Raw genomic sequence first — 13906 nt, forward strand, 5'->3', positions numbered from 1 at the left:
TCAAAGTTCGAGATCCGTCACGCTCCAGATCCGTGCACCAACGCCGCACGTAGGAGACATTGCGGACTGTCCAGGTGGCTTGCCCCGACACCGCCGCAGGGACAGGACGAGGGGGGACGCGCGAGCCTCAAGCGAAGTAAGAACGGAAGCTTCTCAGACAGCTACCGCCGCGACATCTTTCGACATATCGGTCGAGTGGCCGAAATCGGCTGCATGAACAAGTTGCGCCCGGTTCCGGGCCGCCTGCTACAATCTCCGCTCAAACAGCGGGCCGATTGGAAGTTTTCTTCCAGGCGTGACACCGCGATATGTCGCTTACCCCGCTTGGTGCGCTATTTTCGTAGTTGGCAATCCGAGACGCTATTGATTTTTTCTATTTTGTGTTGAAACAACAATAGCGAAACACGCATGGATTGCGCCACATTGTCTTCGAAAATCTCAAACAGGAAAATAGACCCCGTTAGCGCTCGTATTCGCAATTACATTAATGCTGTTTCAATAAATCCATCAGTATCCTCCGAGACAATTGGACTGGCCATGATGAGCCTGCGAACGAGCAAACTCTCGGCGGCCAGCAACGTGCTTTTTAGGGAAGCATTTACGCTTGCGGTTCCAGCACATCGGCTGTCGAGCTGCGAGCCAGCAGCTAGACGCCAGCAACGCAAGTGGGGCGACTATGACTCTATCTATCCGCAATATTCTGGTTGGAATATTCCTACTTCTGAGCGCAGTTATCTGCGTGCTCACCGCATCGTCCGCCTTGGACGCTTACAACGATAACCGGGTTTTCAGCGACGTCTCAAAGCTTACCGCTCTCGACCGCGCACTTTTCCAGACCCTTGCAACCTTTCGCAACGAACGTGGCGATGGTTCCTCCGCGGCCAAAATGGAAATCGACGCCCTCACCGGGACGCTGGCTTCGCTGAAAAAGGATCGCGGGTTGGTGGACAACGCCATGGCCGACGCCAAGGCGATCTATGCCGGCATCGATGACGACGCGATCAAGGCGCCGATTGCTGATGTCATGAGCACGTTCGACCAAGTGCTGGCGTTTCGCTCAAAGCTTGATGATGAGTTGACCAAAAAGTTGGCAGACCGCGACCCAGGCCTGCAGGACAACACCCTCAACCTCGGACAGCAACTGCTGACGGCGCTGGAAAATGGTTCGACAGCCACCGAAGCCCGCATTCGCGAGAGCGATCCTTCAATGACGGCAATGATCCAGATCCGCTCGCTGGCATGGTCGACGCGGGCACTTGCCGGGGCATCGAACCTGCAGGTCAACATCACGCTAGGCGCAGGCGCGACGATGACGGCTGCAGAACTCAGCAAGATCCAGCTCAACGACTACACCGTGAACTTCGCCTGGAAACAGGCCGGCATCCTCGTGAACCATCGCGACACGCTTCAGATCGTGAAGGACGCCTACCAGGCAGCAGAGACCGGCTATTTCGGCGGCGATTTTGCTCAAAAGCGCGCAGCACTTCTCGAAACGTTCGCTGCCGGCAAAAAGGCGCCGATGTCCCTCGACGTTTGGCGGCCGATGGGCAATGATGCCCTTCTCTTCATCACCAAGACTGCCGCCGCTGCTGCCGACGGCATGGTCGCTGCCGCCGCTGCTAGCCAGTCCCAGGCCTTCGCCGACTTCATTCTCTATGCACTCACCTTCCTCGTCGCTGCTATCGTCAGTGTCGTCGGCATCTGCGTCATCATCTTCCGCGTCACCAAGCCGATCGGCGTCATCACTCATTCGATGGCAGCCTTGGCGCAAGGCGACCTGAAGATCGCGGTCGCCGGTGTGGATCGCCGCGACGAAATCGGCGATATGGCCCGCTCGGTCGAGGTCTTCCAGCAGGCCGCCATTCGCAACAAGGTGCTCGAAGAGCAAACGGCCGAGGCACGGGTCTCTTCGGAGCGCGAACGTATCGAGGTGCAGCGCCGCGCCGAAGCCGAAGCCGAAGAACGCTTGACGCAGGCGACCGGCGCGCTCGCCGCAGGCCTGCGGCGTCTCGCAGCCGGTGACCTTGTTTGTGAAATCGATACGGCTCTCGCACCGCAGTTCGAGGCACTCCGCAATGACTTCAACGTATCGGTCAGCCAGCTTCGCGATGCCATGCGTGGCGTCGGCCAGGCTGCGTCAATGGTCAGCAGCGGCAGCTACGAGATCTCGCAGGCGTCCGACAACCTCTCCAAGCGCACCGAACAGCAAGCCGCTTCGCTTGAGGAAACCGCCGCCGCACTCGAGGAAGTTACCGCCAATGTGCAGTCGACCTCTCAGCGCGCCGGCGATGCGCGCGATCTGGTGCGTGGAGCCCGATCCCGCGCCGAGAACTCGAGCCAGGTCGTCAACAATGCGGTCAGCGCCATGGGCAAGATCGAACACTCATCCAGGCAGATCAGCCAGATCATCGGCGTCATCGACGAGATCGCCTTCCAGACCAACCTGCTCGCATTGAATGCCGGCGTCGAAGCCGCCCGCGCCGGTGAAGCCGGCAAGGGCTTTGCGGTCGTTGCCCAGGAAGTGCGCGAGCTAGCGCAGCGCTCGGCCAATGCCGCCAAAGAAATCAAGAGCCTGATCGGCAATTCGGAAGTCGCCGTCAGCGAAGGCGTCCGCCTCGTCAACGACACCGGCGAAGGCCTTTCTGCCATTGCCGAACTTGTGCAGCAGATCAACCAGCACATGGACGCTATCGCCACGGCTGCTCAGGAGCAGTCCATGGGACTTTCGGAGATCAATAGCGCTGTCAACCATATGGACCAGGCGACACAGCAGAACGCCGCGATGGTCGAACAGATGAACGCCGCCGGCGCAGGTCTTTCGCAGGAAAGCAGCCGCTTGGGCGAACTGCTCGGCACCTTCCAGACCGGCGATGGCAGCGGATCGGCCGCCAGCAACCGCGCTCCAACCCGGACCTCGGCCCCTGTCCCGCTCAGGGCGTCAGCGCCTGTCTCGCGTCCAAGCCCGGCCGCACGGGGCAACGCAGCGCTCAACACGCTGCAGCAGAAATGGTCGGAATACTGATACCAGCCAGTGAAACCATCACCCTGGCAGCAATGCCGGGGTGATTCACTTCACAACCCTGATATTTTTCTCAGGCGGCAGACCTTGGGCATCCACCATTGAAGCGGATCCATGTCGAAGCCTACGGATCAGTGGAAAAGGATTGTCACGGGGCGCGATCTTGATCAAGAGACGGTCGATTTCGAGATCGAGGCGAACGATTGGGAAGGTCAAGAAAGCGGCCATTCTCGAAGCAAGGGCCTCACCACATCTCCGGGACGCCGTCCCGGAGCCCGAGCATAACTTTCGGCCTTGTCTAACTGCCCGAGTGAACGAAAGACATTCACAAGCATGATCGGCGCGCCAAAGTCCGCAGGCTTGATTGCCAATGCGCGCTGAAAGTATGTGGCCGCCGGCTCGAGCTGACCGTCGGTGACAGGGCGCCACAGTCGTCATTCCGCCGCGCATCAACGCGGTGGAACGGCCGGACACCGAGCCCTCCAGTCAGCGGGACAGGCATATCGCGGTGCGACCGGCTAGCGAAGAAAGAGCCTATTCCCTTCCCCTGAACCGTCGCTGATAGGCTGGATCGTAGAGCGAGCTCTCGCGGAAGTCGCTGGCGCCGAGAGACGGTCCCACGAAGATGATTGCGGTGCGCTCGATCGGTTCGGCGACCAGCTTGGCCTCGATATCCGCAAGCGTGCCCCGTACGATCCGTTCATCGGGCCAAGAGGCCTTTGCCACGATCGCCACCGGGCATTCCGCACCGTAGAGCGGCGTGAGCTCCTCGACGACCTGTTTCAAGGCATGAATGGCCAGATGGATGGCGAGCGTCGAAGCGGTCGCGCCGAACTTTGCCAGCGTCTCGTCATTTGGCATCGGCGATGCACGGCCGGACACACGGGTCAGCACGAGGCTCTGCGCAACCGTCGGGATCGTAAGCTCGCGCCCAAGCGCGGATGCCGCGGCGGCAAATGCCGGAACGCCTGGCGTCATCGTGTAATCTATGCCCTGCCTTTCAAGGCGGCGGATCTGCTCGGCAACAGCGCTCCAGACGGAAAGATCGCCGGAATGCAGTCGTGCGACATCCTCGCCTGCGTTTGCGGCGCGCATGTATTCCCGCTCAATCTCGTCAAGCGACATCGGCGCCGTATCGACGATGCGGGCACCCGGTGGGCAATACTTCAGCAGTTCCGGGGACACGATCGAACCGGCATAGAGGCAGACCGGGCACCGTCCGATCAGATCGCGGCCGCGCACGGTAATGAGGTCTGCAGCGCCCGGGCCGGCTCCTATGAAATGCACCGTCATGTCTTCACCTTCAATTCTTGGTCCAGCGCCATTGGGTCACGGGCATCGCCGACCGCCAGCCGGTCATGCCGCCGATGGGTGCGGCATGACCCATCTCGATCCGCCTCAGCGAACCGCCGAGCTCTGCTTGAATGGCGATCAGCTTGGCCTCCATCTCCAGGGTCACTGCGTTTGCGACAAGTCGCCCTCCCCTTTTGAGGCCCACGATCGCCGCACGCAGAACGCCGCCCTCGCTGCCGCCGCCACCGATGAAGATGGCGTCGGGCTCGGGGAGCGCACCGAGTGCTTCGGGTGCGGTTCCTTCAACAACCGCCAGCCCCGGCACGCCGAAAGCCATTGCGTTGCGCGCAATGCGCGACGCCCTGTCAGCCGATTGCTCGATTGCGATTGCGCGCATGGAAGGGTCGCGCAACATCCATTCGATGCCGACGGAGCCCGATCCCGCGCCAATATCCCAGAGAAGCTCTGCATGGCAGGGTGCGAGCGCCGACAGCGTTATGGCCCGGATATCCTGCTTGGTGATCTGGCCGTCATGCTCAAACAGAGCGTCGTCAAGGCCGGTGGAGAAAGGCAAGGTCCTGGCTCCCTCCCCCGCCACAACCACTATTGCGCAGAGGTTCAGCGGATCGACGCCCGTCAGATGAAAGGCGTCGGCACGACAGCTTCTCACGCGTTCACGCTCGCCCCCGACCGCTTCGAGCACCGATAGCGGCGACAGACCGAAGCCTGTCGCGCTCAAGAGTCCGGCAAGCTGACCCGGTGTTTCGGCATCCGATGTCAGGGCGATGATGCGGCGGCCATGATGCAGATGCGGACGGATCAGATCGAGCGGTCGCCCGTGGAGCGATAGACACGTCGTCTCCTGCAGCGGCCAGCCGAGCCGCGAGGCGGCAAGGCTGAAAGAGGACGGCGCCGGAATGGACCGCATCTCGCCGGGGATCACGCGTCGCGACAATGTGGCTCCGACGCCATAGAGAAACGGATCGCCCGAGGCGAGCACGACGACGGGCGAGCCTCGGCGAGACATGATCGCCTCGATCGAATTTTCGAAAGGACTTTGCCAAGGCAGACGTTCACCTGAGACGAGATCGGCGACCAGCGCGTGATGACGGGCACCACCAAACACCACCTGCGCGGAGGCGATCAGTCGCCTTGCCTCGTCACCGAGCCCGTCTGGACCATCCTCTCCGATACCGATAATAGTCAGCCAGCATTGGTCGGAGGCGCAAGACATATCAGACATGAGCAAGATCCGCATTCTGATGCTCGGCGGCACCACCGAGGCGAGCGCCATGGCGCAGGCGCTGACTGGCCGAGAGCGATGCGACGTCCTGATGTCGCTGGCTGGCCGCACAGCCAAACCGTCCGCCCAGCCGGTTCCCACGAGAATTGGTGGCTTTGGCGGAGCAGAGGGCCTTGCGAGGTTTTTGCGCGAGGGCGGATACGACCTGCTGATCGACGCGACACATCCCTTCGCCGCCAGGATTTCGCAGAACGCAGCCCGGGCCGCCGCGACGGCCGGCATTCCAGTCTTCGCCCTTCGTCGCGCGGAGTGGTCTGCGCAAACCGGAGACAACTGGATTGATGTCACCAATGTTCCCGAAGCGATCTCGGCGCTCGGCGCCACCCCGCGCCGGGTGCTTCTGGCGATCGGGCGACAAGAGGCTCACTGCGCGCAGGCTGCCCCGCAACACTTCTATCTCGTTCGCAGCGTCGACCCCGTCGAGCCGCCGATCGCCTTGCCGGATGCGTGTTTTATCCTCGATCGAGGCCCCTTCGACGTCGAAAGCGAAGGTCGATTGCTTGCGACACATCGCATCGACGCTGTCGTTGCGAAGAACAGCGGCGGCTCTGCGACCTACGCCAAAATCGCGGCGGCGCGGCACCGTGGCATCGAGGTGCTGATGATAGCGCGAGCGCCGGCTCCCGACCTGCTGACGGTCGCGACGGTCGAGGCGGCACTGGCTGCAATCGATCACCTGTTTCCTCCCGCAATGAAACGCGGCGTGTAGACAAGGTCGCCCTTTCCGCCACGGGCCACGACCCTTGTTTCCGCCGAACCGATGATCACGCAGGTGGCCATATCCGCAATCGCTGCATCGGCCTCCGCGAGAGGTTGAACGGTGATGCGCTCGTCCGGCCGCCCGGCGGCGCGACCGAAGATGACAGGCGTTGCGGGCGGAAGATGGGCGCGCAACAACTCGAGCGCCTTGCCCAGCTGCCAAGGTCTGGCCTTGCTGATCGGATTGTAGAGAGCGATCACAAATCCGGCACTCGCAGCTGCCTCAAGACGGTTTTCTATTATAGCCCAGGGTTTTAGATTGTCAGACAACGATATGGCACAAAAGTCGTGGCCAAGCGGTGCGCCAATCCGCGCGGCCACCGCAAGCATCGCTGTGATGCCGGGCAGGACGACCAGATCGATGTCGCGCCATTCCTCAGGACCGTTGTCTATCGCCTCGCAAACGGCTGCGGCCATGGCAAACACACCAGGATCCCCACCGGAGACGACACAGACGTTGGCTCCTGCCGACGCAGCCTGCAACGCGGCGGTGGCCCGGTCGAGTTCCTCCCTGTTGTCTGATGCCTGGCGCCGCTGATCGCCTCTCAAATTCAGCCGGTCGAGGTAGGGGCCATAGCCGTAGAATTCCGTGGCCTGCGAGACAGCGCTCGCCGCTTCCGGCGTCATCTGGTCCGGATTGCCGGGACCGGTTCCAATCACGAACAGCGTGCCGGTCATCGATTGCTCTCCCAACCCGGAACGAGCACCAGGGAAAAATAGGGTGCCTCGCCATCGGCGCGGTCGGCAAGCTTCACCATCGCGGCATTCGCCATGGTGCCGCGTTCCACATAGACCGCTTCGCGAAGGCGGCCGGATGCTTCCAGCGCGCGGCGAATTTTTGGCAGATTGCGGCCGACCTTCATGATGACGGCCGCCTGGGTGTCGCAAAGACGGCGTTTTAGCTCGGCCTCAGCCATCGTGCCCGGAAGCACCGACAAGACGTCATCGCCTTGAACGATCGGAATTCCAGCGACCGACCAGCATCCCGACATGGCGGTAATGCCGGGGATTACCTCTGTCGGGTAGCGGTGGGCCAGCCGGACATGCAGATGCATGTAGGAGCCGTAAAACAGCGGATCGCCTTCGCTCAGCACGGCGACCGTCCGGCCAGCCTCCAGGTGAGCTGCCACCGCATCGGCCGATGCGTCGTAGAAGGTCGTGATCTGGCTTCGGTATTCCGCTTCGGTCTTTTCGATCTCAGTCGTAACGGGATAGTAGAGCGGCAATAGCGTCGTATCGCCGGTCAGTAGGTGCTCCACGATCGCCTTGCCATTGCCGCCCCTGCCCCGCTTGGCGAAATAGGCGACGACATCGGCAGTTTCGATTGCCTTGACGGCTTTGACGGTGAGGAGCTCCGGGTCACCAGGACCCGTGCCGACCCCGATAAGACGGCCGGTGCTTGTCATAGGCCGGGCCTCGCAAGGGCGTTCATGGCAGCCGCCGTCATCGCGCTGCCGCCGAGGCGGCCGCGCACGATCGCAAACGGCACGCCGTAGGAGTTTTCCGCCAGCGCGTCCTTCGATTCAGCCGCGCCGACGAAACCAACCGGCATGCCGATGATCGCCGCCGGTCTGGGCGCACCGTCGCGCAGCAGTTCCAACAGATGAAACAGTGCTGTCGGCGCGTTGCCGATCGCAACGACGCTGCCGGCCAATCGATCCAGCCAGAGATCAATCGCCGCTGCCGAACGCGTGTTGCCGGTCTCCTTGGCGAGGCTTGCCGTACGGGGATCGTGGAGCGTGCACAGCACCTCGTTGTTCGCCGGCAGTCGTTTACGGGTGACGCCGTGAGCAACCATTTCCGCATCGCAAAAGATCGGCGCACCGTCCTGCAGGGCGAAGCGTGCAGCACTGACGAAGCGTGGCGAAAAGACAAAATGCTCGGCTGCCTCGACAAGGCCGCACGCATGGATCATGCGTACGGCGACATCGGCCTCCTCGACAGAGAACCGAGACAGGTCGGCCTCGCTGCGGATGATCGCAAAGGAGCGCTCGTAAATGGCGTCACCGCTGTGAATGTAATCGTATTGTGGCATTCCTATCCCTGTCGCAGCGCTCGCGTGACGTGGCCTTTGCCGAGCCGTTTAAGGCAGGCTGCCGCCGATTCGCCAGCATGTCCCTCGTCCTTGATGAGGTGAGCGAGCTTCTCTATAGCGGAATCGATGTCGCCGCTAGCAATCTGTGCATCCGCCGCATCCGAGGCCCGGCCGTCGAGGACGAGGTTGTAGCCGTCGGCTGTGCCGGCAAGTGTCAGCGCCTGTCGCGGATGCGCGCACCCCTTGGAACAGCCCGACAAATGGACGCTCAAGGTTCCATCGAGCAGCGCGGGGGAGCTGGTTGCGATCGTTTCTGCCAGTGCCTTGGTGGCATAAAAGCCGGACGCGCAACCACCGGCCCCGGCGCAGGCCACGATATGATCTGAGGGGTCGTGGGCGGCGGCCGACAAACCATGGTGCCGAGCAAGCTTTTCAACCGATGAAGCGCCTTGCGGCGTCAGCCCGGTCAGAAAGAAACAGCGCCCCGGAGCAGGCCGGATATCGCGCACGCCGAAGCCTTCGACGGCGTTCAGAAAGTCGACCATGTCCGCTCCACGCATCTGCCCGAATCGCGGTTTCAGTCCGACAGCGATTGAACCGTCGAGGGCGGTGTGAAGGCCCATCGGGGCGGCTCGTCCGCTCGGCAGACCGGCCTTTGCCAAGGCATCCATGCGGTGAGCGGAGGGCCGCCATTTTTCGTCGATATCGCGGCAACGCCTGTGCAAACCCATGGAAATGAGCAATCTCAAGACGTCGCCGACCGCATCAACGGCCTGATCCGCTGTGCCCTGCGCAATCGGGCGGGAATTGTGCCCATCACCCGCGATCGCCACCATCCAGATCCCAGGCGCAACGGCCACAAGACGGATGTCGGCGCTGATCGCGGCAAGACCGAAAACGCCGCCGCCGTCGATCGTGATCGACAGTTTCGGCGCCAGTGCGGCTGATCGGAGAAGTTCTGCCAACTGCGTCCGGACGAGCTGCTCCATCATGGCCGCGTCGGCGATATCACCGGAAACGCTCCCGTGCAGCGGCGGCAGCTCGATCACGGGACCCACGGGAACGGAAATACCGGCCGCATCGATTTCGGTTGCCATTGGATCAACCGTGTCGGCCGCCAGCCCACGGATCTGGATGCTGCCACGCGCGGTGATCTCCAGGATTCCGTTTCCGTATCGCTCAGCGGCGCGGGCGAGCTGCCTGAACTGATGCGGAGTGAAGATGCCGCCTGCCGGTCGCAGACGAACGAGCAGCCCGTCGCCGGTCTGCATGGGCCGTTCCACCGTAGGGCAGGCACCGCGCCTGACCGACGGCGATCTCGGTGCATCGATTGTTTGCTTTGCTATCAGTTTGCCGCGCGCCATGTTCGCCAATTCCTTCGATCATGTCATTATATGATCGAGGCGCGCAGAGCAAAACGATCACCGCAATCAAAGATCGTCGAAGTCGCGACCTTTGCGCAGCAGGTAGATGTCCATGATCCATCCGTGACGCGCTCTGGCGTCTGCTCGCGTCCTGACGATAGCGGGAGCAACATCGGCCAACCGTCCCGAGATGAGGATTTCATCCTTCGTTCCCAGATAGGCGCCCCAGAAGATTTCGGCATCGGGGTCCTCGATCTTGGTGAACGCCTGCTCACCATCCAACATCACCACCGTGCTATCGGCACGATTGCCGTTTTCAACCAGCCGACGGCCCGTCGTGATCTCCAGGGGTTTGCCGACGAGATTGACGGGAACGCGGTGACTGGCGGCAAGCGCCTGGATGCTGGTGATGCCGGGGATGACGGTGAGCTCGAAATCCACGGTTCCGATCAGCCTGGCACGCTCGATAATGCGCAAGGTGCTGTCGTAGAGGCTGGGATCACCCCAGACGAGAACCGCGCCCGTGCCATTCTCGGGAAGCTCATTGATCAAACGCACGTAGGTTCCGGCGAGCGTGGCATGCCATTCATCGACGCTTTCGATATATGTCCGGCCTGCTGTCATGCGGGTTGGAACCGCAAATTCGGCAATCGTCGTGCGCGCGTTGGTCAGGTAGCGCTCACAGATATCCCGGCGCACCGAAGCAAGACCTTCCTTCTCCGTCCCTTTTGTCGGCAGGAAGATCACATCGGCAGCGTTCATGCTGTTGATGGCCTGGACGGTGACGTGCTCCGGATTTCCCGTTCCGATACCGATGATATGGATGTGACGCACGCCCGCTCCTCTGGTCGATTGCGCCGTTTTTGCAGCAGTCGGCCGGGCTGCGCAAGGGCTACGCTCAAGTTGGCCGCGGCCAACTTGCCAGGCCGCTTGCCGCTGTCATTGTCGCGAACCACGAATCGTGCGATCTTCAATACAATTTTCGCGAAGAATCGCCTAAAAAGCGCATGTCTGGAGATCGGTTGTTTTGGACAGCATTAGCGTTTCGAGCGGGCTTGAAAGCGATCGCCGCTTCGAATTGGCGCTCGCCTAGTTTGTCAGGGAGCCGGAAAAGCTGGACGCCGTGGAGTATGATTGGACCCCCGCAATGGATGGCAAGATCAAGCACCGCGTCAAGACGCTGCGAAATTCGCTTGCGATCGCGCTGAAGATGGGGGATGCGCCGGAGTTCGGACAGTATCTGCCCCAGAGGCTCGACGCGCTGTACAAGGCCTATCGAGCTGGCAAACAGACGTAACAATGGCCTACGACATAGACGCCTCCCTGCTGAAAGATTTGCTGCCCCGCCTTGTTCACGCGGAGGACGGGCTGGCGCGGCTGGATGAGCGAGTGCAGCGCTCATCGGTCGGTGAGGGGTTCGCAGAGCGCGGTCATTTCTTCGATGCGGTTGGTGCCATGTGGGTGGCAGGCGAACTTGTGCATCTTGAGGACCTCGTTCTCCACGATGCGCATATGGATGCGCGTGCACCGAGCCATGAGCTGACCATCGCGCACGGGATCTTGCGCGCGCGGAGACGAATCTGGACGAGTGCGCCGGCCTGGGCGCTCAGCAATGCAGGCCTTACGATCCTCGCAGGAATCGGAGGCGCGGAGGAAAGGGCTCCCGAAAGCAAGGGTGCAGAACAAATCGTCGAGGAAGACGGTGGCGGCGGTATGGACGAGCCCCTGTCTGCCGAACTGGCAGAGATCGACGCCGTGCTGGAACGCTCCCAGCGTTTGCTGGACAGCCATTTGGGTAAGCCCACAGCGCAAGCCCTCGCCCGGCCGGCGATGGAACCCCGAGCTGACGATCCGCTCGGCCTCTTTGGCGACGAGGAGTGGGACGAAAAGGAACGGCTGCGCGAATGGCGAAACGTCATGATCATCGCAGACGAACTGCCGCCGACGGTGGGAGCTGCATTGCTCTTTGAAGCCTGGGAGAAAATCGAGCCGTTGCGACGCCAGCACTGGCTTGGCGGCCTGCTCGTCGCAAGCTATCTGCGGGCGCGCGGCAAGGTCACGTCGCACCTGTTTTCGTTCTATGCGGGCCTGAAGACCATTCGTCACGAACGGCGGCGCTCCCGAGACAGATTGATGCGACTGCAGTCGTTTCTCGAAGCCATGGCGGGGAGCGCCGGCCTGGGCCTCAAGGAAATGGACCGCCTTCTACTTGCCCAAACACAAATGGAGATGCGTTTCAAGGATCGGCGTTCCAATAGCAGCCTGCCAGACCTTGCAAACTTCGTGCTGTCGCGCCCGTTGGTCTCGTCGTCCATGGTCGCCCGCGAGCTCAGGGTCAGCAGCCGGGGCGCCCTCAATTTACTCAACGATATCGGCATCCGCGAAATCACCGGGCGAGGACGCTACCGCGCCTGGGGCATCATCTGAACGACAAGTAAAACGAAAGTGGCCGGGCATGATCCCCAGCCACCAAGCTGAATGTGGAATCGCTCAAACTTTACGGTTCCACATTTATGAACCATGACCGCTGTAGGGCCCGTTCTGGGGCCTCGCAATGTTTGAACTGGAGACGCCGCCCGACGTGCCTGGATCGGAATTGAGCGATATACGGAAGTTCCGGAAGACCCCGCACCGAGGGATGAGTGACGGTTCATGGCCAGCTCCCATCGACCTATTGAGCGGCATCTCCCACAATCTCGATATCCTCGTCAGTACAATCAGTCTTTATCGTCGGGAGCGTGCGGGCAGGCATAAGGATTTAAAGTTGCCACGTGTAGAAGAGCCGCCGGGCGATCCAATCGGCGTTGGCTCGCCCTACTCGTCCTCGCATGGAGATACCTGGTGAATTTCGTCGCGACCCCGATGTGCTCCGTTGTCAATGCGCAGAACATGCTGACACTCGAGACGATTGTGGAGAATCCGCTCTTTGCCGTCGCGTTAAGAAATGCTGCGCTGAAGCTTATTGCCATGCACGATGCGGCGCCGCGCATCGTGCGCTATACCGCAGACATGAAAAGGTGGCTGCTGACCCAAGCAATTCTCGCATTTCACTTCGAGACCGTTACCAACCCAGCCCAGTGCGGCCTGTCGGCTACAAACCTGATCGCATTCATCGCAGACAACAAGGTTGCCAGTAAGAACACGGCGACCGCACATCTCGCAGAAATGCGCAACTACCGTCTTTTGCTCGATGCCGAACCAAAAGGAGATAGGCGCTTTCGTCCACTTAAGATTGCCGATACTGCAGAAGGATTGATCCGCGAATGGTTCGATGAGCATCTGAAGTCGCTGGATATGCTCGACCAAGGTACGCGTTATCTGCAGTCATCGGCGGACCAACGGTTGCTTTGGTATGCGCAGCCAAGAATGGCTCGACGTTTGTTTCACGATCCGAACTGGTCCGACCCACCTTCGACTGTGGGGGGGTTCGTTCGGACAGCATCAGGCAGCAACATCCTACACGACATCATGTCAAGATTGCCGCCAGAACGGGCGCTAGAGGCGCGGACATCGATCGGGCCTTTGCGCATAGGGGAGCTTGCCAAGCGTTACGTCATCTCCCGCAGCCATGCTCAGCGCGTATTCGTGCGGGCGCGGATGCACGATATTGTTGGATGGGACCTGCCTGGCAATGGTGGTAATTTCTGGATTTCGGAAGCGCTGATACGCGACCATCGGCGCTGGCAGGCATCCAAGTTCGCAGCCATCGATGAAGCGTTTCAATGGTCGCTTCAGCGTCAGACTGGCGGAGACTGAACAAGCGGAAGTGATTGTCGCTGTTGGCTCTCCTCGTCCAGAGATCTCGCAAACGTATAGGCTGCTATCCGATCTGTGGAAAGCGTGTGGCTGCAATCGCTGCCAACGGCTTTTCGGCCATAGCTTATCTCTGACACACAATCGCCATGCAGTATCTGAGTGCTTCGGCGGCGCGTCGCCCAAGTGGCTTTCACAAGTGGCGAGCCGTAGATTTTAACTGCAGAAGCGATTGCCACTTTTGGTTTAAATCACTGGCACTATAAAACCGCTACAATCTCCCATCGACTTGACCCTCAGATCCTACAGAACGAGCTGCAAGCGCGGACAAGCCTTATGAGCGCGTCTCCGGTCACCGGTTAACCCGATATACCCAAATA

At 61.0% G+C, this 13906-nt stretch carries 12 protein-coding genes; 5 read left to right on the plus strand and 7 right to left on the minus strand.

Features of this window, described 5'->3' with window-relative positions; all coding sequences use genetic code 11:
* The first annotated feature begins 676 nt into the window (after window positions 1–676).
* Window positions 677–3022: a methyl-accepting chemotaxis protein gene (locus tag AC1DMK_RS27580; protein WP_477863564.1), complete on the plus strand. Its 2346-nt coding sequence runs from the start codon at window positions 677–679 to the stop codon at window positions 3020–3022.
* A gap of 531 nt (window positions 3023–3553) precedes the next feature.
* Here the strand turns inward: AC1DMK_RS27580 and cobM are convergent.
* Together cobM and cbiE are read right to left on the minus strand one after the other, a co-directional pair.
* Window positions 3554–4312 (minus strand): precorrin-4 C(11)-methyltransferase, encoded by a 759-nt coding sequence (gene cobM / locus AC1DMK_RS27585; RefSeq protein WP_037067408.1) that lies wholly within the window; start codon window positions 4310–4312, stop codon window positions 3554–3556.
* A gap of 10 nt (window positions 4313–4322) precedes the next feature.
* Window positions 4323–5555 (minus strand): precorrin-6y C5,15-methyltransferase (decarboxylating) subunit CbiE, encoded by a 1233-nt coding sequence (gene cbiE / locus AC1DMK_RS27590; protein WP_477863565.1) that lies wholly within the window; start codon window positions 5553–5555, stop codon window positions 4323–4325.
* Here cbiE and AC1DMK_RS27595 point away from each other — a divergent pair.
* Entirely contained in the window at window positions 5554–6324 is a 771-nt protein-coding gene (locus tag AC1DMK_RS27595) for a cobalt-precorrin-6A reductase (RefSeq protein ID WP_477863566.1), read from the plus strand. The two genes, cbiE and AC1DMK_RS27595, sit on opposite strands and share 2 nt — an antisense overlap.
* On the opposite strand, the gene AC1DMK_RS27600 is transcribed toward AC1DMK_RS27595, so the two are convergent.
* The 5 genes from AC1DMK_RS27600 to cobF form a co-directional block, all read right to left on the minus strand.
* The gene (locus AC1DMK_RS27600) at window positions 6288–7052 is read right to left on the minus strand and encodes a precorrin-3B C(17)-methyltransferase (protein WP_477863567.1); all 765 of its coding nucleotides are present in this window, start codon (window positions 7050–7052) and stop codon (window positions 6288–6290) included. The genes AC1DMK_RS27595 and AC1DMK_RS27600 overlap by 37 nt on opposite strands.
* The gene (locus tag AC1DMK_RS27605; RefSeq protein ID WP_477863568.1) at window positions 7049–7780 is read right to left on the minus strand and encodes a precorrin-2 C(20)-methyltransferase; all 732 of its coding nucleotides are present in this window, start codon (window positions 7778–7780) and stop codon (window positions 7049–7051) included. The genes AC1DMK_RS27600 and AC1DMK_RS27605 overlap by 4 nt, the downstream gene beginning before the upstream one ends.
* Window positions 7777–8409 carry a precorrin-8X methylmutase gene (locus AC1DMK_RS27610; protein ID WP_477863569.1) on the minus strand — a complete coding sequence of 211 codons (633 nt, stop codon included), beginning with the start codon at window positions 8407–8409 and terminating at the stop codon, window positions 7777–7779. The genes AC1DMK_RS27605 and AC1DMK_RS27610 overlap by 4 nt, the downstream gene beginning before the upstream one ends.
* Window positions 8410–8411: 2 nt before the next feature.
* Window positions 8412–9773: a precorrin-3B synthase gene (gene cobG / locus AC1DMK_RS27615; protein ID WP_477863570.1), complete on the minus strand. Its 1362-nt coding sequence runs from the start codon at window positions 9771–9773 to the stop codon at window positions 8412–8414.
* Window positions 9774–9839: 66 nt separating this feature from the next.
* Window positions 9840–10607 carry a precorrin-6A synthase (deacetylating) gene (gene cobF / locus AC1DMK_RS27620; protein WP_477863571.1) on the minus strand — a complete coding sequence of 256 codons (768 nt, stop codon included), beginning with the start codon at window positions 10605–10607 and terminating at the stop codon, window positions 9840–9842.
* Window positions 10608–10920: 313 nt separating this feature from the next.
* Here cobF and AC1DMK_RS27625 point away from each other — a divergent pair, with 313 nt between their 5' ends.
* The 3 genes from AC1DMK_RS27625 (at window position 10921) to AC1DMK_RS27635 (ending at window position 13529) form a co-directional block, all read left to right on the plus strand.
* Window positions 10921–11070 carry a hypothetical protein gene (locus tag AC1DMK_RS27625; protein WP_477863572.1) on the plus strand — a complete coding sequence of 50 codons (150 nt, stop codon included), beginning with the start codon at window positions 10921–10923 and terminating at the stop codon, window positions 11068–11070.
* A gap of 2 nt (window positions 11071–11072) precedes the next feature.
* Window positions 11073–12200 (plus strand): RHE_PE00001 family protein, encoded by a 1128-nt coding sequence (locus AC1DMK_RS27630; protein WP_477863573.1) that lies wholly within the window; start codon window positions 11073–11075, stop codon window positions 12198–12200.
* A gap of 414 nt (window positions 12201–12614) precedes the next feature.
* Window positions 12615–13529, plus strand: coding sequence for a hypothetical protein (locus tag AC1DMK_RS27635; protein WP_477863574.1), 915 nt, complete (start codon window positions 12615–12617; stop codon window positions 13527–13529).
* Window positions 13530–13906: the final 377 nt, after the last annotated feature.

Source organism: Rhizobium sp. 05L419 (genome assembly GCF_056397845.1).